Annotated in this window: 13 protein-coding genes; 7 read left to right on the forward strand and 6 right to left on the reverse strand. The window is 38.6% G+C overall.

Going from position 1 to position 17,943, the window contains the following annotated elements:
• Positions 1–176 precede the first annotated feature (176 nt).
• Positions 177–299, reverse strand: a complete 123-nt coding sequence (locus tag H6G59_RS27670) for a hypothetical protein (RefSeq protein ID WP_277924650.1) — start codon at positions 297–299, stop codon at positions 177–179.
• Between the two features lie 63 nt (positions 300–362).
• Here H6G59_RS27670 and H6G59_RS25645 point away from each other — a divergent pair, with 63 nt between their 5' ends.
• From H6G59_RS25645 to H6G59_RS25655, 3 genes are all read left to right on the forward strand, one after another.
• Positions 363–560, forward strand: coding sequence for a hypothetical protein (locus tag H6G59_RS25645; protein WP_190720456.1), 198 nt, complete (start codon positions 363–365; stop codon positions 558–560).
• A 283-nt stretch (positions 561–843) separates the two neighbouring features.
• Positions 844–2,208, forward strand: a complete 1,365-nt coding sequence (locus tag H6G59_RS25650) for a folate/biopterin family MFS transporter (RefSeq protein WP_190720459.1) — start codon at positions 844–846, stop codon at positions 2,206–2,208.
• Between the two features lie 45 nt (positions 2,209–2,253).
• Positions 2,254–3,765, forward strand: a complete 1,512-nt coding sequence (locus tag H6G59_RS25655; protein WP_190720461.1) for a carotenoid oxygenase family protein — start codon at positions 2,254–2,256, stop codon at positions 3,763–3,765.
• Between the two features lie 280 nt (positions 3,766–4,045).
• On the opposite strand, the gene H6G59_RS25660 is transcribed toward H6G59_RS25655, so the two are convergent.
• The 4 genes from H6G59_RS25660 to H6G59_RS25675 all read right to left on the reverse strand — a co-directional run bounded on the left by H6G59_RS25660 (position 4,046) and on the right by H6G59_RS25675 (position 10,950).
• The gene (locus tag H6G59_RS25660; protein WP_190720466.1) at positions 4,046–6,067 is read right to left on the reverse strand and encodes a pentapeptide repeat-containing protein; all 2,022 of its coding nucleotides are present in this window, start codon (positions 6,065–6,067) and stop codon (positions 4,046–4,048) included.
• Positions 6,068–6,330: 263 nt separating this feature from the next.
• The gene (locus H6G59_RS25665) at positions 6,331–8,373 is read right to left on the reverse strand and encodes a histidine phosphatase family protein (RefSeq protein WP_190720469.1); all 2,043 of its coding nucleotides are present in this window, start codon (positions 8,371–8,373) and stop codon (positions 6,331–6,333) included.
• A gap of 52 nt (positions 8,374–8,425) precedes the next feature.
• The gene (locus tag H6G59_RS25670; protein WP_190720472.1) at positions 8,426–8,743 is read right to left on the reverse strand and encodes a hypothetical protein; all 318 of its coding nucleotides are present in this window, start codon (positions 8,741–8,743) and stop codon (positions 8,426–8,428) included.
• A gap of 197 nt (positions 8,744–8,940) precedes the next feature.
• Entirely contained in the window at positions 8,941–10,950 is a 2,010-nt protein-coding gene (locus H6G59_RS25675) for an EF-hand domain-containing protein (protein WP_190720485.1), read from the reverse strand.
• Between the two features lie 184 nt (positions 10,951–11,134).
• On the opposite strand from H6G59_RS25675, the gene H6G59_RS25680 reads away from it, so the two are divergent.
• Both H6G59_RS25680 and H6G59_RS25685 read left to right on the forward strand, forming a co-directional pair.
• Complete coding sequence (locus tag H6G59_RS25680) at positions 11,135–12,034, forward strand: LysR family transcriptional regulator (protein ID WP_190720488.1); 900 nt, start codon at positions 11,135–11,137, stop codon at positions 12,032–12,034.
• Positions 12,035–12,620: 586 nt separating this feature from the next.
• Positions 12,621–13,910, forward strand: a complete 1,290-nt coding sequence (locus tag H6G59_RS25685) for a Glu/Leu/Phe/Val family dehydrogenase (protein WP_190720491.1) — start codon at positions 12,621–12,623, stop codon at positions 13,908–13,910.
• A 239-nt stretch (positions 13,911–14,149) separates the two neighbouring features.
• Here the strand turns inward: H6G59_RS25685 and H6G59_RS25690 are convergent, their stop codons facing one another.
• On the reverse strand, positions 14,150–15,484 hold the full coding sequence (locus H6G59_RS25690; RefSeq protein WP_190720494.1) for a hypothetical protein: 1,335 nt from the start codon (positions 15,482–15,484) through the stop codon (positions 14,150–14,152).
• Positions 15,485–15,778: 294 nt separating this feature from the next.
• On the opposite strand from H6G59_RS25690, the gene H6G59_RS25695 reads away from it, so the two are divergent.
• Complete coding sequence (locus H6G59_RS25695; protein WP_190720498.1) at positions 15,779–17,251, forward strand: leucyl aminopeptidase; 1,473 nt, start codon at positions 15,779–15,781, stop codon at positions 17,249–17,251.
• Between the two features lie 196 nt (positions 17,252–17,447).
• Entirely contained in the window at positions 17,448–17,774 is a 327-nt protein-coding gene (locus H6G59_RS25700) for a DUF433 domain-containing protein (RefSeq protein WP_190720501.1), read from the forward strand.
• The last annotated feature ends 169 nt before the right edge of the window (positions 17,775–17,943 follow it).

Raw genomic sequence — 17,943 nt, forward strand, 5'->3', positions numbered from 1 at the left:
ACAAGCCGAGAAGCTTTGAGACACCTATTTTTTGTTCTCTTTTCCTTGCCGGAAAGGGGTTAGGGGCTAAGTCTTCAGGGTTTTGATGTTAATAAGGATACTCTTAAAACATCTTTTTAGAAAAGATATTATATGCCATTTACAGCAGATTGCAGGTTGGAGGAGGTACAAAATTTTTACCAAAAATCATGTATCAATGGGGTTTTACTCCTGAGTTCTGATAGCGTAGCTTGGCGTAAGCCATATTTTGCTGTACATTGCTCTGGCCGAGTAGTTGATGCTGGAAGTAACTGATTCATTGGGGTTTAATCAAAATTTTTTTGCCTGATTTCGACAATAATTTTTTTGAAGAGGAAATTGGTATGAATAAGAGAGCTAATATCTGCCCCTGCTGCGGTGGTTCCATTTTGCGTCATGTTCGTTATGGTGAACTATATTGGTTTTGCCTATCATGCCGACAAGAAGTTCCACTTTTGAGCGTTAATCGTTCGTCTAATTCAGAAATCCGTAATACAACCAGAGTGCTTACCCAGCAGACTGTTGACTTAGCATCGTCCTGAATTTATAGCAGGAGTCAGGAGTCAGGAGTCAGGAGTCAGGAGTCAGGAGTAAAACTGTCTTGCTGTCTAGGTTTCAATTTTGATTCTGTACCTCCTTGATCTGCAATCTGCTATATTTACTGGTCAAAACACAATTAGCCCAAATTTAGCGCCAGTGTCATGTAGGTGACGCGGGCGTTATGCTTTAAGCAATCCCAAAAAGTTTGTTACCCAGATAGCTGATAACCTTATCCGTATCTCGTTATGATAGAAAAGTAGATAAAACTTAAAAAATATTTATCAAATGCTGATTGACTCCTCTGGCTTGTCAAAAGTCAAAGACTCAGTAACCAAATCCATTCTCTTCGGTAACGAACCTAAGCCGGAGTTAATTGCCATTCTTGCAGTCTACTTTGTTCAAGGCATCTTAGGGTTAGCGCGTCTAGCCGTCAGTTTCTTCCTCAAAGATGAATTGCATCTGAGTCCAGTTGAGGTGTCAGCACTGTTGGGAATAGTCGCCCTACCGTGGATGATTAAGCCCGTATTTGGCTTTATTTCCGATGGTTTGCCTATCTTTGGCTACCGCCGCCGTCCGTATTTGGTGTCATCAGGAATATTGGGGGCTGCGGCTTGGGTGAGTTTGGGTACTGTAGTTCATACTAGCTTAGGGGCAACAATAGCGATCGCTCTGAGTTCCCTTTCTGTCGCCTTCAGTGATGTCATAGTTGACTCCCTCATTGTCGAACGAGCTAGACTAGAAACCCAAGCTAAAGCCGGTTCCCTTCAATCCCTGTGCTGGGGTGCTACTGCCCTTGGGGGTTTAATAACAGCCTACTTTAGTGGCTTACTGTTAGAACATTTCACTACCCGCACAGTATTTTTATTTACCGCTGGATTCCCCCTCATTATTTCAGTGGCAGCGTGGTTAATTGCAGAAACACCAATCAGCAAAGTTGAGTCAGAAAATCATCACACCAACTTTCTCACCGTCAAAAATCAAATCATTCAAGTACGTCAAGCCTTCACTCAAAAAGGAATTTGGCTACCCACAGCATTTATATTTCTTTGGCAATCTACACCCAGTGGAGACTCAGCTTTTTTCTTCTTCTTCACCAATGAACTCCACTTTAAACCAGAATTTTTAGGCAGAGTTAATCTCGTTACAAGTTTAGCCTCATTAATTGGCATTTGGATATTTCAACGTTTTCTGAAAACTGTTCCCTTTCGTGTAATTTGTGGTTGGAGTATCGTCATTTCCGCAATATTAAGAATGACAATGCTCCTGTTAGTAACTCACACAAATAGAACATTAGGAATAGATGACAAATGGTTCAGTTTAGGTGATAGCTTAATTCTCGCCGTCATGGGACAAATTGCATTTATGCCCGTGATGGTTTTAGCCGCTAGAATCTGTCCCTTGGGAATAGAAGCCACATTATTTGCTCTCTTAATGTCCATCTTTAATTTAGGAGGGGCTATTTCCAAAGAGCTTGGAGCATTATCTATGCAATGGTTAGGAATCACCGATACTAACTTTGATGCCCTATGGTTGTTAGTAATAATTACTAATCTCAGTGCTTTATTACCTCTTCCATTCCTCAACTGGCTACCCGTTGAACAAGAGGAATCTGAGATGGCAACATTGCCAGCAACTCCAGTTAATAATTGATGTTCACGCAAACAAGCTTTATTGCATCTATCAAATCAAAAACATATGCAGACATTTCCACATCAAGAAACTCAACTTTTACAAAAATCCTATACTCGTAAAGATTGGCAAGGAGGATATGAATCTCTCACCGAAGAACTTGATTATTGGATTGATGATATAGAAGGAGAAATTCCTCCCGAATTACAAGGAACATTATTTAGAAATGGACCAGGTTTATTAGATATCAACGGACAACGCCTACATCATCCTTTTGATGGTGATGGCATGATTAGCCGGATTACTTTTACTAATGGCCGCGCCCATTTTCGCAACCGATTTGTTCAAACTCCTGGCTATTTAGAAGAAAAGAAAGCAGGTAAAATCCTTTATCGTGGTGTTTTTGGTACACAAAAACCAGGAGGTTGGTTAGCTAATATCTTCGATTTTAAAATTAAACATATTGCTAATACTAATGTTATTTACTGGGGTGATAAACTTTTAGCATTGTGGGAAGCAGCAGAACCTTATCAACTTAATCCCCAAAGTTTAGAAACATTAGGAAATGAATATTTTAATGGCGTTTTATCCATAGGTGAAGCCTTTAGCGCCCATCCTCGAATTGACCCCAGTTGCACCCAAGATAACGGTAAACCTTGCTTAGTAAATTTTGCTATCAAGCCAGGATTAAACACAAAAATCACTATTTTTGAATTAAACCCAGACGGTAAAATTATCAGAAAAAAAACTCATAGTGTTCCGGGTTTCTGCTTCATTCATGATTTTGTCATTACCCCTAATTACTGCATCTTTTTTCAAAATCCTGTTAAATTCAATCCCATACCTTTTGCTTTAGGAATATCCAGCGCAGGACAATGTATTAAATTACTGAAAAATCAACCAACTCGGATTATAGTTATTCCCCGTAACCCGGAAGCAGAAGCAAAAGGTGTAAAAATCCTGGAAACTCAAGCTGGTTTTATTTTTCACCATGTCAATGCTTTTGAGGTAGAAAATCAAATTCTCATTGATTCCATCTGTTACGAATCTTTATCAGAAGTTGAACCTAAAAGCGATTATCGGCAAACAGATTTTGATGCTAATTCACCGGGACAACTGTGGCGTTTTCATCTCAACCTACAAGACAATAAAGTACAACCTCAGTTAATAGATAGTCGTTGTTGTGAGTTTCCCACTATCCACCCAAATCATGTCGGCAGACAATATCGTTATTTATACTGTGGTGCGGCTCATGCAGAAACTGGAAATGCACCTTTACAAGGGATTTTAAAAATTGATTTAGAGTCACAACAAAAACAAATATGGAGTTTTGCACCTCGTGGTTTTGTAGGTGAACCAATTTTTGTACCCCGTCCAAATGCTCAACAAGAAGATGATGGTTGGGTAATCGCTTTAGTTTATGATGCAGAATATCATCGTTCAGATGTGGTGATTTTAGATGCTAAAAATTTCCAAAAAGGTGTAATTGCAAAACTGCACCTTAAACATCATATTCCCTATGGATTGCATGGAAGTTTTACAAATCAAATTTTTCTTTTAGAGAACGCCAAAAAATAAATTACCCAAAAATCGTAGGGTGGGTATGGCTACGCAGGCTATAGGAAGGTAGTCCGTAACCCACCATAAATTTAATGGAATGTCTCTACAACGGTTCTAGGATATGCATATTTCATTTCTGAAAATGTTTATTAAAGTTTATATAATGCCTTCATAGGTTAATAAAACATTTTCATTAGCATCGTTTAAACCCTCTATCATAAGCAGTTTTGGACTCGGGACTGTAGCTAGACGAGATGCAAAGTGCTGTAAAAGGAATTTAATTATAGTATCCATCGATTTAAGAGCGATCGCTAACTGAAGATTTATATCGTGAGCCATCAGGCATAATCGCACCTTCTAGGAAAGCACTACTTAGTTCATAATCACTCACCTTAGCATTTTTGAGATTAGCACCAGTTAGGTAAGCTCCTTCCAGGTTCGCACCACTTAAACTAGCATCTCTCAAATCTGCACCATTCAAGTTAGCATTTTTCAAATCTGCACAAATCAAATTCGCATTACTGAGATTGGCACTATTAAGGTTAGCTTCACTCAAGCGAGCAAAACCCAGTTTTGCATGACTTAAATTTGCACCACTAAGTTTAACCTGACTGAGATTAGCATTATCTAAATTGGCATAGCTCAAATTAGCATTTGTAAAATCGCTTTCTATTAAATTGGCTTTACTCAAATTGGCATGAGGAAGATTAATATCTACTAACTCTGCACCAGGAGCATCCAAACCTCTCAGAGAAACACCATCCTCATTCAAATCTTGCAGTGCCAAAATTCTCGCATAACTAACTTTAACATCGTGTGCTGCATCAACCGTACTCCAGGCTTGATAATGAAATTGTTTTCTGCGATCTGGAGCTTCTTTAATAAATAAAACTAGCGCCACCACTAGACTGATAGTATCAGCAGCACCTAAAACTTCTGCTAGTAAAGAGTTGTCATCGACAATTACAAGAACTACCGTAAACATAACTGCCGAAATAATAGCGACTAACCATACTGGTGCTATCCAGAAAGCATCAATAAGTTTAGCAGGAAGTTGTTTGAGGACTTCACTTAATGGCTGTTCAGATATTTTGGTTTTAAATTGCTGATAATTAGCGGTAATATTATTGATAATTTCTTTTAAAACTTCACCATCTAACTGAATTGATATCAGAGATTTTTTCTCTAGCTCTGCTGAGGGCTGAAATAGCTGAGATTCTTTTTTAATTTCGGTTTTTAATGTTGCAGATTTTGATACAATAAAACGTTTATCCGCTTGGACAGGTTTTGGTAAAACAGCAGGTTTCTCAGCTTGGACAACTTGAGGCGAAGATTCTTCCCCCGCACCTTTTAACATCAACGCAGTAATTGCTCTATAAGCATTTAGCCAAGCTTTTTTAACTTCAGGAGTCCAATCTTCTTGGAGATACTGCTCAAACGTCATTAGCAGTGCTTCTCCCACCGGTCTATAATATTTGGGAATGGCTCCATAACCAACGTGTCTACCTCCTAAAGCATTGAGAGCTGGCCCTAAAGCTTCTGGGTTGCGGAGATTTTCTACTACCAAAACCAGAGAATTTAACAGTTTTTTCTCTTGGTTTTTCATATCTGTTTTAGTAAACAGTGGTTTCACTTCTGGGTGAGCTTTAAACAAATTTTCATAAAAGCTGGCTGCAAATTCATCAGCACGAGGTTTAACTTTTTCAAAACTATTTACCAATATTTCTACAGGTAATTCTGAAGATTCTTCTGGTATTTCTGTTAATATTTGCTCCGCTACTTTTACTTGGGGAATTTCCTCAATTTTTTGCTCAATTGGTTTTGTAGTTGCTTGTGCTGCTTGTGCTTCTTGTTGTTCTGAATTTGCTGCTATCTCAGAGTTATCTAATTTAACTTGTGTTGTTGGTACATGATCTACACCTGCACCTTTTAACATCAAAGTAGTAATAGCTGTAAAAGCATCTAACCAGGCTTTTTTAACTTCAGAAGTCCAATCTTCGCCAAGATACTGCTCAAACGCCAACAGCAGTGCTTCTCCCACTGGTTCATAATAATTGGGAATAGCTCCATAACCAACGTGTCTACCTCCTAGAGCATTGAGAACTGGCCCTAAAGCTTCTGGGTTGCGGAGATTTTCTACCACTAAAACCAGGGAATTTAACAGCTTTTTCTGTTGATTTACCATATCAGTATTGGCAAATAACGGTTTCACCTCTGGGTGAGCGTTAAACAAATTCTCATAGAAGCTGGCTGCAAATTCATTAGCGCGAGGTTTAACCTTCTCAAAACTTTGCTCTAAGAGTTCAATGTTTAACGTCATACTGGTTTATTGATTATTTGGCGAGAATTATATCAGAGTAAGGAAAAGACCAAATTGGACGCATTTTAAAAAATTCTTCTAAGGAAATTTTCAAGTCTTTATTATCATCATATTTTTCCATGTATTCATCAACTTCATTAGTTAGAAGGTAATCTCCATGCTAGCAATAGTGTCTTTAACTCGAACTCATCAATGATACTGACATATTTAGTTTCCTTGTTTCATTGATGAGATTCTCTTTATTAAGATGAAATTTTTGGAAGTTAATTGTTTACTAATGTAGAACCAGAGACAACATTAAGGTTAGCAACTAACCCATAGGTTGATACATACTCTTCTAACTCTTGCAAATCAACTGTGCCATTTTTATCTGCGTCTAGAGTGTTGAACAGATAATCAGTTATGTATCTTCTGATTTCTTGGGAGCTACGTTCACCTGTTGTCATATCCTCTATTCGTCCTAAAAGCTCCATAATTTCGTCTTTATCGAGTGCTTTACTTCCATCTGTATCCAATTCCAGAAAAAGCTTTCTGATATCTTCTGTTGCCATTCTGGAAGAGCGTAAAGTTTCTCTCAATAATTCATTACCAAATGAATTCATAAACAATATTTGTTCGATGAGTGGTATGGAGAAAAACCCTAATGCTGCCCAAAAAATTGCATATCTTACAGCTTCTGGATTTGCAGTTGTAGTCACTCCCAGAAAAAGAGAAGCCCACAGGAAAAAATTAGGATTCACAAGCAGAATATAAGCATCCCTAGCTTCTGCCTTATTCAGCTTGCCTGTTGTCAATACTGAAGTTAATACGGCAGAGATACGGATTAAGATAAAAACTAATGTTGCTACTGCTAGTTGTTGCAAACAGGCTAGGGAACGGTTCGGATCTGTTGATGAAAATAAGTCGGAAATGAATGTTGGCGGAGTAAACTGAAACCCAGTTGCCAAAGCCATGAATGCGACAGCAAGCACTCCAATAAATTTCCAGTTCTTACTGTGGTGGTTTGATTCAACAGGAGATTTATCACGCCAAAATTGGGCTAAAGCTCCCGGTATTGCCAGACCAAGAATGAGAATAATTCCGAAAAATATCAGGCTTGAAGAGTTAATTGGTAATTGTTTTGCCAAGCCAAATGTGACAACTAGAGCAACTGGAGTGATGATTGATAAAGTCCTGGATAAGATAGCCGAAGGATAAAGATTACCGCCCCAAAGTACCGATAAAACTGGGGAAGTAAGAGCGGGTGGAACCATCAAAAAAAGCACCCACATAACTTTGTACAAATCCCCTGGACTTTGATACAAAATTCCCGAAAATATTAAAAATAGCCCAACTATCCATCTTACTAACATCCACCCGTAGACTATATACTTCACAGTTGAAGTTACTTTGCGTTTACTCGCTGCAAAGTCAATATCCAGGTAAGTATAAAACGTCGAAGCAGCCAGACAAACAACAATTATGCCTCGAAATAGTTCTGATGGTATTCCCCCTGTGGAGGCACTTAATGCCCTTACCAAGCATCCTAGTAAGAAAGCAGCAGCATAGAGAAAAATTGCCCACATAATTGACAGATCATTGATCTGTTTACGCACAGAAGCTGCACCACCGGATTCCTTATCACGAAACTTGACTAACTCCTCTTGAGAGAGTGCTTTACCGTTAGGAAGTTTCAGATGTTTATAAGCAGTGGGAGGCAGATTACTTAAATAAAGTGCTAACGGTTCTAATACATATTGATGGCACACCACCAGAACAGTTTCACCCCGTTCTAAATGTGGTACGATTCGCTCTTGGTAAAAACTTGCAGCGCGTCCGTAAACTTGTGCAATTTTCTCGCCAGCCGGAGGTGCTTCGTTATGTGAATGCAACATTTCCTCGAAGCCTTCGTAGCTCAAAGCCAGACGCAGCAAATTCAAATTACGACCGGCAAAAATGCCAAAAGATTTTTCACTAATTCGATGGTCGATTTGAATAGGAACATCAGAGGATTTCAAAGCCTGACTTTCAGCAAGGGCAATTTCACAAGTTTGTCGTGCGCGTCTCATGTGAGAGACATATACTGCATCGAACTTCATCCCTTTTTTCTTGAGGTCAGAACCTGCTTGACGCGCTTGCAATCTACCAAATGCAGTCAAATCTACATCTAATACACCTGCAAAAATATTGCGTTCATTGCTGGTACTTTCTCCATGCCGAATGAAATACACCTTTCCTTTTTGATGATTGTTTTCTCCTACTTGGTTAGATGGTTCCGAGTTAGGAATTATATTTGATGATAGATGCTCTTTTGGTAAATTATTCATACTGTTTATAGAATCCCTGTAACCAGAAAATATCTGTGATTAAAAAAAGCAATTACAAATTCAAACTTTCTAATTCCTGCCAAAGCTTATTCATAAAATCATTAGCGTCCTTAATACCCATTTCTCCCAGTGCTTTCCATTCCTCTGTTGTGTAATCTAAATCCTGTCCCATAATGTCTTGAGTCCAATAAGGCAACTTAGATGGATTTTCCATTAACTCATAAGTTAGCTCCAATATTTTTGTCCCTGTGGTATTTTCCCTAGCCTTTGTAGCTAAACAAAAAGCCAGTAATTTAGCTAGATTGCTTTCTGGGGGAATAGATATCAGGAAAGCCATATTTTGTGCCAGAACAAATTTGTCTAATTTCATTCTTCTCGCTTTTTTACTTCAACAACACTTGTTAAACTTTCAGGAAAAATCTTGCTCAAGTAATAGATGATTGCCTATCTATTGTGAGCGAATTATGAATTGAATAATCCATACTTTTTTGATTTTTTTCCTAATTTACAAGTATTTTAGCAACTATTTTCATAATTTTGGCAACAGATTCATTATCTAAATTTAGGCTAGAAATTTTCTTTCCTATAGCCAAATCCGTATTTGCTACAAAGACTCTTCAACTGTGTTGACAGTCCAGGCGGCCCACAGAAAAATACATCAACTTTATGGGGTGCGTGCTGTTTTGCTAGATCACTAAAAATCTCATCCCAATCTGGACGACCAGTTTTTGTGCGACTCTTTAAGCCTGTGATTAAATCCACCTTTGTCTGAGAGTGCAACAAATCCATCGCCACAAACAGGGTGCTAGACTTCATATCTGATTTTTGCTGTGCGCCTGTGAGATATAAATTGATATCAAAGAGTTTGTTAGTGTCTTCAACTTCGATTTGTGATAACAGTTCCACAAACCATTCAAATGCATTTTGTTCTCGATTTAGCCAGTAAAAATGTACCTTCTGCAAATTGATGTTAGAAGAATTATGTTGATTGCGGTACAAAATACTTTTCAGGATAGAAGCAAAGGGAGTTACACCAATACCAGCACCAATTAACACAGCATATTTAGATTCAAAAATATGTGTACTTGGTGTACCATAAGGCCCATCTAAATAAACTGGAACTCCCTGCTCAGGTTGAGAACTACTTGAACGTATCCATTCTTCCCTTTGCTCTCGAAAAAGTTGATATAACTTACCAGTCCAACTTCCTGCTGCGCGTATATGTAAAGATAAAATATCTGGTGTTTCTGGGGCGCTGCTAATTGTAAATGGATGCCATTCATATTTGGAAATACTGGGACATTTAATAAATAAATAGTCTCCTGGTTGATAGTTGAAAGCTCCTGGACGTTGAACTTCTAAACCTAAAACTTTAGAGGGAAGTAAAGAGGCATTAACTACAACAGTTGCTTGTTTTGTTGCCCGCCAACGAATAACTAATTCAATCACAAATCCCAGTCCAGGGAATAAAACCCACTGCCAAAAAACTGGCCCATGAATTAACGCCAGGATAAACCACAAACCGTACCCCATGTGAGCTATATAGAACAGCGTAAATTTTCCACCTTGTCGGATAGGTGCTTGCGCTGTTACCCACATAATTGTAAACACTAGCAGTAATAAAAATCCCGATAAACCAGCTTTTGTCCCCAATAAACTTTGTAGAAAGGGCGCAGGTAAGGTAGTGTAATTGAGAAAATGTGCGATCGTATGCACAATTGCCAAGGCAAACATGACTTGACCTATAAGCTTATGAAACTCGATGCTTTCGTCTATGGGTAAATAGTCATTAAGGCTACTTTTGCGAAGCCAAGTCATAAAATGCCGTAGCATGGGGATGAGAATTAGCGCCCCGTTGAAGTTAAGTGTTGCACCACAACCTCTGGCAATTTGAACATATACATTTGCCCCTAAATTTGCATATCGATCAACTGCCCCAAAGAAAAGAAATATATTGACAGCAAAATAGAGGGCTAAAAAAGCAATTTTGACCCAATTGTTTTCAATGTAATGCTTGATGTAATCCTTTTTTGTCCGCTTGTTTTCTGGAGAAGCAACTGTTTGAGAGTTTTGCTTGTGAGGTCTGAGCCAGCTAACAGGGCTGACGGTCATTGCTTCAATTAAATCAGGAAATTTGCCGATTAAACCTTTAAATTCTGCAAAAGAAATTTCCCCACTGTTGTCTCTGTCGGCTTCTAGAAACAATATATCGACTAAATCGTTAATTTGTTCCGGTTTGAAACTGAGATTATTTTCATTCAGACTCGCAGTAATCAAGTGAGCAATTTCTGCTTTGTCAATGCAATCATCCCCATTGATATCATGTAATTTATAAGCAAATTCAAGTTTTTGTTCTGTAGTTGCAAAAACAAGGTTTTCTACAGCAGCTAAAAATTCTTCTATTTGGATAGTGCCACTTTTATCAGTATCGAATATGGCAAAAAGTCTGTCGGCAAAATATTCGTCTTTCAAGCCTAATGATTTCTTAAACTCAGCTTGATCAACTTGTTTATCTTCTCCAGCAATCTTGGTAAATACCCGTTTTAATTCTTCTAAAGTTTGTTTTGGGGTTTCCATTGTTTCTTTTATTTATAAGAGTTATTTATTTCTAAATGGAGTTTAGTAATCTAATTGTTAATTTCCACTGTTGAGTTCTCATATTCAACAGATTTCTAATAATTCAGCATAATAAAATACATAAATAAAGTCTAATGCTTTATAATGATGGCAGTTATAACTTTTAAGCATACACCACAGAATTATGGAATTACGGCATCTTAAATATTTCATAGCGGTTGCGGAAAACCTCAATTTTAGTCGTGCTGCTACGCAACTGTATATTTCACAACCTGCGTTAAGCCGTCAAATAAAAAATCTTGAAGATGAACTGACTGTTATCCTCTTTATCCGACAATCGGATGGGTTGAAACTCACTGAAGCTGGGAAATTTTTTCTCGAACAAGCAAAGGATATTTTGAATCGCAGTAATATCGCTATTCAAACCATCAAGAATAATTACGCAAATACAAATGATCCTTTAGTAGTTGGCTATATCCCAACTATCTTGGAGAGTTTTTTAGGTGAAGCGTTACATCGTTTTGGAGTTACCTATCCTGACATTGCTGTACGTTTCCAAGAGATGTTTCCTAGTGACCAAGTGAAAGCGTTGTGGAATAGAACCATTGATATTGCTTTTATGGGTAATCCACCGGATGATTTAGAGCCAGAATTTATAGTTAAATGTGTTAAGGAAGTTATTATCGATGCTTTACTACCTGATACGCATACATTGGCATCTCTTCCTTCGATTAATCTGATAAAACTTGCATCTGAAAAATTTATTGGGATGTCTGAAGAAACTTTTCCAGGGCGGAATGATCGTATTCGTGATACTTGCCAAAAAGCTGGTTTCATACCGAATATCCATCTGTTTGCTGATAGTCATGCTTCCATGATCGCTCTTGTTGCATCAGGCCAAGGGGTAGCAGTCATGCCACGAGAAGCAAGCGCATTGCCTCATCCTAAAGTTGTGTTTATGCCTCTTCATCATCCCATATACTACGCCCGATCAACTGCGGTATGGAGGAAAGAAAGACCTTCTCAATCTTTAGATAAATTTCTCAAAATTCTCTTTAATAAAGATAAAATTCCTGAAACTTAAAAAATCTGCGCTATAAAAAAATATAATTATATTTAGTAATACTTTGTAAAAACACTATTTTAGTTTTATGTGTTCATACCATAACTTAATTCTTTTTGGAGATATCTATTAGACATCTCCGAAAACTATCTTTTGAATAGATGTTGGAGTAGTTTTCTGGAAAATTGTGTGTTCATAGTTCTTATTGTTTTGTAATATCTACAGTTCTTTAACCACATACCGGAACACCATTTCTTAAGATTGGTTCTGTTGGACGGAGATTACCTAATATGTCAAAACATATATTAATTGGTGTTATTGCCTATAAATACAGCCCCGGTATAGTGTTTAAACTTGTGTGTTCGTCAAGTTACGTAATGATATACAGAATTTACACCCGTTTTGATGAAATAGTTATATTTATTAATCTGACGTGACTTGTGCGTAAGTCTTAGATAAGCTGTTGTGCATTGGAATCTACCCTTCATTGCATCCCCGTGCCAATAAAACTGTAACAAAAACTACAAAATTGATATTTTCTGGAAAAAAGAGGGTAAGCTAATCATATAAATCCGGTTCACGAAATAGCGTGATGAGGAGTTCTCTTATGGTGACAACGTCTCGCCCAGTCTGGGAAAATCACTCTCCAGCGCATATTTGCCCGTTTGACCAAGCTTGTAGCTATTTAGAATGGGCTGCGAAAGAATTAAAACTAGATGCTGGTATAGTAGAAATACTTAGCCATCCCCGCAAAGTTGTGACAGTTTCCATTCCAGTAAAAATGGATAATGGAGAAGTACGAGTTCTCGCTGGACATCGAGTACAGCATTCCGATATTTTAGGCCCATATAAAGGTGGAATTCGCTACCATCAGGCTGTAACACTGCGGGAAGTTTCAGCTTTAGCAATGTTAATGACTTGGAAATGTGCGTTGTTGGGTATTCCCTACGGTGGTGCGAAGGGTGGAATTCCCATAGATCCTAAACAGTACAGCGTGCGTGAATTAGAACGCATTAGTCGCCGTTATATTAGTGAGTTAATTAAAGATATTGGTCCTTCCGTAGATATACCCGCGCCAGATATGGGTACTTCTGCCCGTGAAATGGCCTGGATGATGGATACTTATTCTGTTAATGTTGGTCATTCTGTACCAGGTGTGGTGACTGGTAAGCCGCTTTCGGTTGGTGGTTCTCTCGGAAGGGAAATGGCTACGGGCAGGGGTGTAATGATTATTGTCCGTGAAGCGCTGGCAGAGCAAGGTAAATCCCTTGAAGGTGTGCGAGTTGCAATTCAAGGTTTCGGTAATGTAGGTGGGGCTGCGGCTGAATTATTACACAATGCAGGAGCAAAAATTATTGCTGTTTCCAGTGGTGCTGGAGGTGTATTTTCGGAAGTTGGTCTTGATATTCCGGCTTTGAAAGCCTACGCTGCTGAAAACCACAGAAGTGTTGTCGGTTTCCCCCAAGCTACATCAATTAGTAATGCAGATTTATTGACTTTACCTTGTGATGTCTTGATTCCCGCAGCTTTGGAAAATCAAATTACTGAGGAAAATGTCCATCAGATACAAGCGCAGTTTATTGCTGAAGCTGCTAATGGCCCTGTGACATTGGAAGCAAATCAAGTCCTAGAAGCGCGTGGTGTAACGGTGTTACCGGATATTTTAGCCAATGCTGGGGGTGTGGTGGTGAGTTATCTAGAATGGGTACAAGGTCTTTCTTACCTGTTCTGGGATGAAGAACGAGTGAACCGGGAAATGGAACATTTAATGGTACAGGCTTACCGCAAGGTGATTGAACAGTCAAAAGCACGACGGATTAATCTGCGGTTAGCTGCTTATACTCTGGGTGTGGGTAGAGTCGCCCAGGCTTTGACTGATAGAGGTTTGTATCCTTAGTTATACAGCAGTGTTCAGTGTTCAGTATGGGTTTAGCATTGCTAAATCCTTACAAATGTAAATGTAGAGATGTTCTCAGGAATATCTTTACACTTACATTCATTTTCTAATTACAGCCATTTTCAGGTAAATGAACCACATTCATTCTTTTCTCACGCTCCAGACGCAGAAGTACAAGGAGAAATCAACAGTGTGGTCTAAATACATGAAAATTGCTGTAAGCAAGACCTCAGCCTTTGTTAAAAGCTGACAATATCCAGTTGACTGATACTATTAATTTCCGTAATCGAATTATAGTTCCAGCTATTTTCAAATACTAATCTTTCCTCACGTCTGCTCTGAGAATCGTAGCGAATTTCTGTGACAAATTTTATTTCTGACTTCGATAAGTCAATATTATTTAGTCGCAGTTTGTTAAATTCTATTACCTCTGGAGTTAAAAAGTATTTTTTTCCTTTCTTGGCAATCTGTCTTGCTCCTGTACTGTTGTAAAATTGCACCCAACGATTGTTTTGACGGGCGTAGATTGTGTAGACTACATTTGCGTATTTAGTAACTGGTTTTTCTAGGATATCTAGATGTAAAACGAAGGCTCTTTGATTGGAATTAACTAACCTGCCTAATTTAAATAAGCAATTCCAGTCTTTGCTCCTAAACGCTTTTGATGAGTAACGATTCTTTACTTGACGATATTCGCGTCTGCGATCATCATCGTCATCATCACGTCTGCGATAGTTGTTGTTATCATCATAATCCTTTTTGGTAGTTCTGTAACTGACTGTCGTTAGCTGACTGATACTACTAATTTCCGTAATCGAACTATAGTTCCACACATCTTCAAATACTAATCTTTGGTCTCGTTTGTTGTTGGAATCGTAGCGAATTTCGGTGACAAATCTTAAGTCTGATCTTGACCAATCAAGATTACCTACCCGCAGTTTGTTAAATTCTATTACCTCTGGGGTCAAGGAGAATTTTCCTCTTTTCTTTTCAATCAGTCTTGATCCGGTACTGCTATAAAATTGCACCCAACGATTGTTTTGACGAGCGTAGACTGTGTAGACGACATTTGCGTATTTAGTAACTGGTTTTTCTAAGATATCTAGGTGTATGACCAATGCTTTCCGGTTGGAATTAACTAACCTTCCTACTTTGAAGAAGCAATTCCAATCTCTGATTCGATATAATTTTGATGAACGATGATATCCCCCCCTGTAATCGTCACCTCTGCGATAATTATCACGGTCATCATCATTGTCATAACGTCTGCGATTATTTCTACGATCATCGTCATCATCATCGTCATCGTCATCACCACCTCGGCGGCGATTGTTGTTATTATCATCATCTTTATCTTTTTTAGACAGGAGAAAATTTGATTCTTCTCCAGTCAACTGATTTATAAATGAGTAGTTTTTTTGCTGTGGTTCACCAACAGTTTTATCTTGTATATCTGCTATTTGAGTTGTTAAAGAGAGAACTTGAGAGGGAACAGAGACAGCAGCTATGACGGATAGGCTTGTAACTGTTAAAACATCTTTGCAAAACAACGTGAAGGAAGACTTGTGTGACATTGAAATCCTTTTATGACTTGGTTGGTCAGTTAAATTACTTGATTTGGATTTTTTCTATGACTTAATGCATAGTGACAAGTTCCCAAGTGTGTGTAACTTTCTACACTTCTTAGCAGTTGCAAAGACACAATGGTTATTTTAAATACACATATGCGTAAATTGCACTTTTTGACCATCTACCTATAGAGTTAATCTACAAGACATGGAAACGAGTACTCAAAACACCGTTCCCCATGATCCTGAAATTTTAAGCAATACTGGTACAAGAAGGACGGTTTACAGAACATTACAAAAATGACGATTCAACTTAGTGATAAAGCTTTATTAGACTGGAGTGGTGATACTTTAGCGATCGCCTTATTTGAAGATGCAGTAGAATTAACTGGTGAGTTGGCAGCTTTAGATGAGAAATTCGCCGGCATCTTCAAAGAACTGATTGCCGAAGAAGAATTTACTGGTAAAGTCAATAGCACCATTTTCACGCGGGTAGGTGCTGGAAACAATGTGCGGAAATTGATTTTGGTCGGTTTAGGTAAACCAGACGCGCTGAAACTAGAAACTTTACGCCGTGTTGCGGCTACGGTAGCGCGAACTGCTAAAAAGCAAAAAACCAAAACTCTGGGAATTAGTCTACCAGTATTTAACAACGATCCTGCGGCAACGGCTCAAGCTATAGCCGAAGGCGCACAACTGGCACTTTACCAAGATACGCGCTTTAAATCCGAGCCAGAAGATAAAAGTCCCAATATCGAAACAATTGATTTACTAGGATTAACTGGACAAGAAGCAGCCATTACCCGTGCTAATCAAATTGTTTCTGGGGTAATTTTAGCACGGCAGTTAGTAGCAGCCCCAGCTAATGCAGTGACACCTATTACTATGGCAGAAACTGCGATCGCGATCGCAAAAGATCACGGTTTAGAAATCCAAGTCTTGGAAAAAGAAGAATGTGAAAAACTAGGTATGGGTGCATTTTTAGGAGTAGCCCAAGCCTCCGACTTACCACCGAAATTTATTCACCTCATCTACAAACCAGAAGGAACACCGAAACGCAAATTAGCAATTGTCGGTAAAGGTTTAACCTTTGACTCCGGTGGACTTAATATCAAAGGTGCAGGAAGCGGCATCGAAACCATGAAAATTGACATGGGTGGTGCAGCGGCCACATTAGGTGCAGCTAAAGCCATTGGACAGTTAAAGCCAGATGTGGAAGTTCACTTTATTTCCGCAGTTACGGAAAATATGATTAGCGGTCGTGCTATGCGCCCAGGAGACATCTTAACCGCTTCTAATGGCAAAACAATCGAAGTCAACAACACTGACGCAGAAGGGCGTTTAACCTTGGCTGATGCCTTGGTATATACCGAAAAATTGGGAGTAGATGCGATCGTTGATTTAGCTACTCTCACAGGTGCTTGTGTGGTAGCTTTGGGTGACGATATCGCCGGTTTATTTACTCCTGATGATGCTGTCGCTTCCCAACTGCAAACAGCCTCAGAAGCCGCAGGTGAGAAAATTTGGCGGATGCCAATGGAAGACAAATATTTTGACGGGTTAAAATCGGGTATTGCGGATATGAAAAACACAGGCCCCCGTTATGGTGGTTCCATTACTGCGGCTTTGTTCCTCAAGCAATTTGTGAAAGATACCCCTTGGGCGCATTTAGATATTGCCGGCCCCGTTTGGACAGATAAGGAAAATGGCTACAACGGTGCAGGTGCAACCGGCTTTGGTGTCAGGACTTTGGTTAGTTGGGTTTTGAGTTAGTTTTTTCTCGTTTTCTCGTTTTTCTCGTTCCCATACAGAGTATGGGAATGAATTATATAAGGCTCTGCTTTGGGTGATACCAAAGTAGAATCTTTTTTTTGTTCCGGTGATTTCTGTTGAATAATTGAAGCGGAAATATTAATTTTTATATAATAAAATATGAGATAATTTTACCAACTCATGAAAATCACAGTTTATGACTACTCTATCTGTTAGCAAAGAACACATAGTTATTACTCCGGGAGTATGTGGAGGAAAACCGCGTATTGCTGGACATCGAATTAAGGTTCAAGATATTGTCATTTGGCATGAAAGGATGGGAATGTCACCTGATGAAATTGTTTATCAATATCCTAGTATTTCTCTTGCAGATGTTTATGCAGCTTTGGCTTATTATCATGATCACAGAGAAGAAATTAGACAGCACATTGAAGAGGGAGAAGCTTTTGCTAAACAATTACAAGGTAATAAACCATCTTTAGTTGCAAAAATATTAAAGGGTGAAAATGTCAAACAAGATTAAGTTTCACCTTGATGAAAATGTTGGTAATGCAATAGCTAACGGTTTGAGAATTAGAGGAGTTGATGTGACAGGGTAAGAGCATCTCAATTAGGCTTGACATAAGGGATGAGAGGAATCTAATGTAGAGTCAATGAAACAGGAACTGAGAACTCGAATCATATAATTGTTA

The organism is Anabaena lutea FACHB-196 (genome assembly GCF_014698305.1).
GTDB classification, from domain to species: Bacteria; Cyanobacteriota; Cyanobacteriia; order Cyanobacteriales; family Nostocaceae; genus Anabaena; species Anabaena lutea.

Bases quoted from the DNA above. Each gene is read 5' to 3' on its own strand.
- H6G59_RS25650 (WP_190720459.1), top strand. From the start codon at position 844: ATGCTGATTGACTCCTCTGGCTTGTCAAAAGTCAAAGACTCAGTAACC.
- H6G59_RS25670 (WP_190720472.1), bottom strand. From the start codon at position 8,743: ATGAAATTAGACAAATTTGTTCTGGCACAAAATATGGCTTTCCTGATA.
- H6G59_RS25675 (WP_190720485.1), bottom strand. From the start codon at position 10,950: ATGGAAACCCCAAAACAAACTTTAGAAGAATTAAAACGGGTATTTACC.
- H6G59_RS27670 (WP_277924650.1), bottom strand. From the start codon at position 299: ATGAATCAGTTACTTCCAGCATCAACTACTCGGCCAGAGCAATGTACA.
- H6G59_RS25685 (WP_190720491.1), top strand. From the start codon at position 12,621: ATGGTGACAACGTCTCGCCCAGTCTGGGAAAATCACTCTCCAGCGCAT.
- H6G59_RS25655 (WP_190720461.1), top strand. From the start codon at position 2,254: ATGCAGACATTTCCACATCAAGAAACTCAACTTTTACAAAAATCCTAT.
- H6G59_RS25660 (WP_190720466.1), bottom strand. From the start codon at position 6,067: ATGACGTTAAACATTGAACTCTTAGAGCAAAGTTTTGAGAAGGTTAAA.
- H6G59_RS25695 (WP_190720498.1), top strand. From the start codon at position 15,779: ATGACGATTCAACTTAGTGATAAAGCTTTATTAGACTGGAGTGGTGAT.
- H6G59_RS25665 (WP_190720469.1), bottom strand. From the start codon at position 8,373: ATGAATAATTTACCAAAAGAGCATCTATCATCAAATATAATTCCTAAC.
- H6G59_RS25680 (WP_190720488.1), top strand. From the start codon at position 11,135: ATGGAATTACGGCATCTTAAATATTTCATAGCGGTTGCGGAAAACCTC.
- H6G59_RS25690 (WP_190720494.1), bottom strand. From the start codon at position 15,484: ATGTCACACAAGTCTTCCTTCACGTTGTTTTGCAAAGATGTTTTAACA.
- H6G59_RS25645 (WP_190720456.1), top strand. From the start codon at position 363: ATGAATAAGAGAGCTAATATCTGCCCCTGCTGCGGTGGTTCCATTTTG.
- H6G59_RS25700 (WP_190720501.1), top strand. From the start codon at position 17,448: ATGACTACTCTATCTGTTAGCAAAGAACACATAGTTATTACTCCGGGA.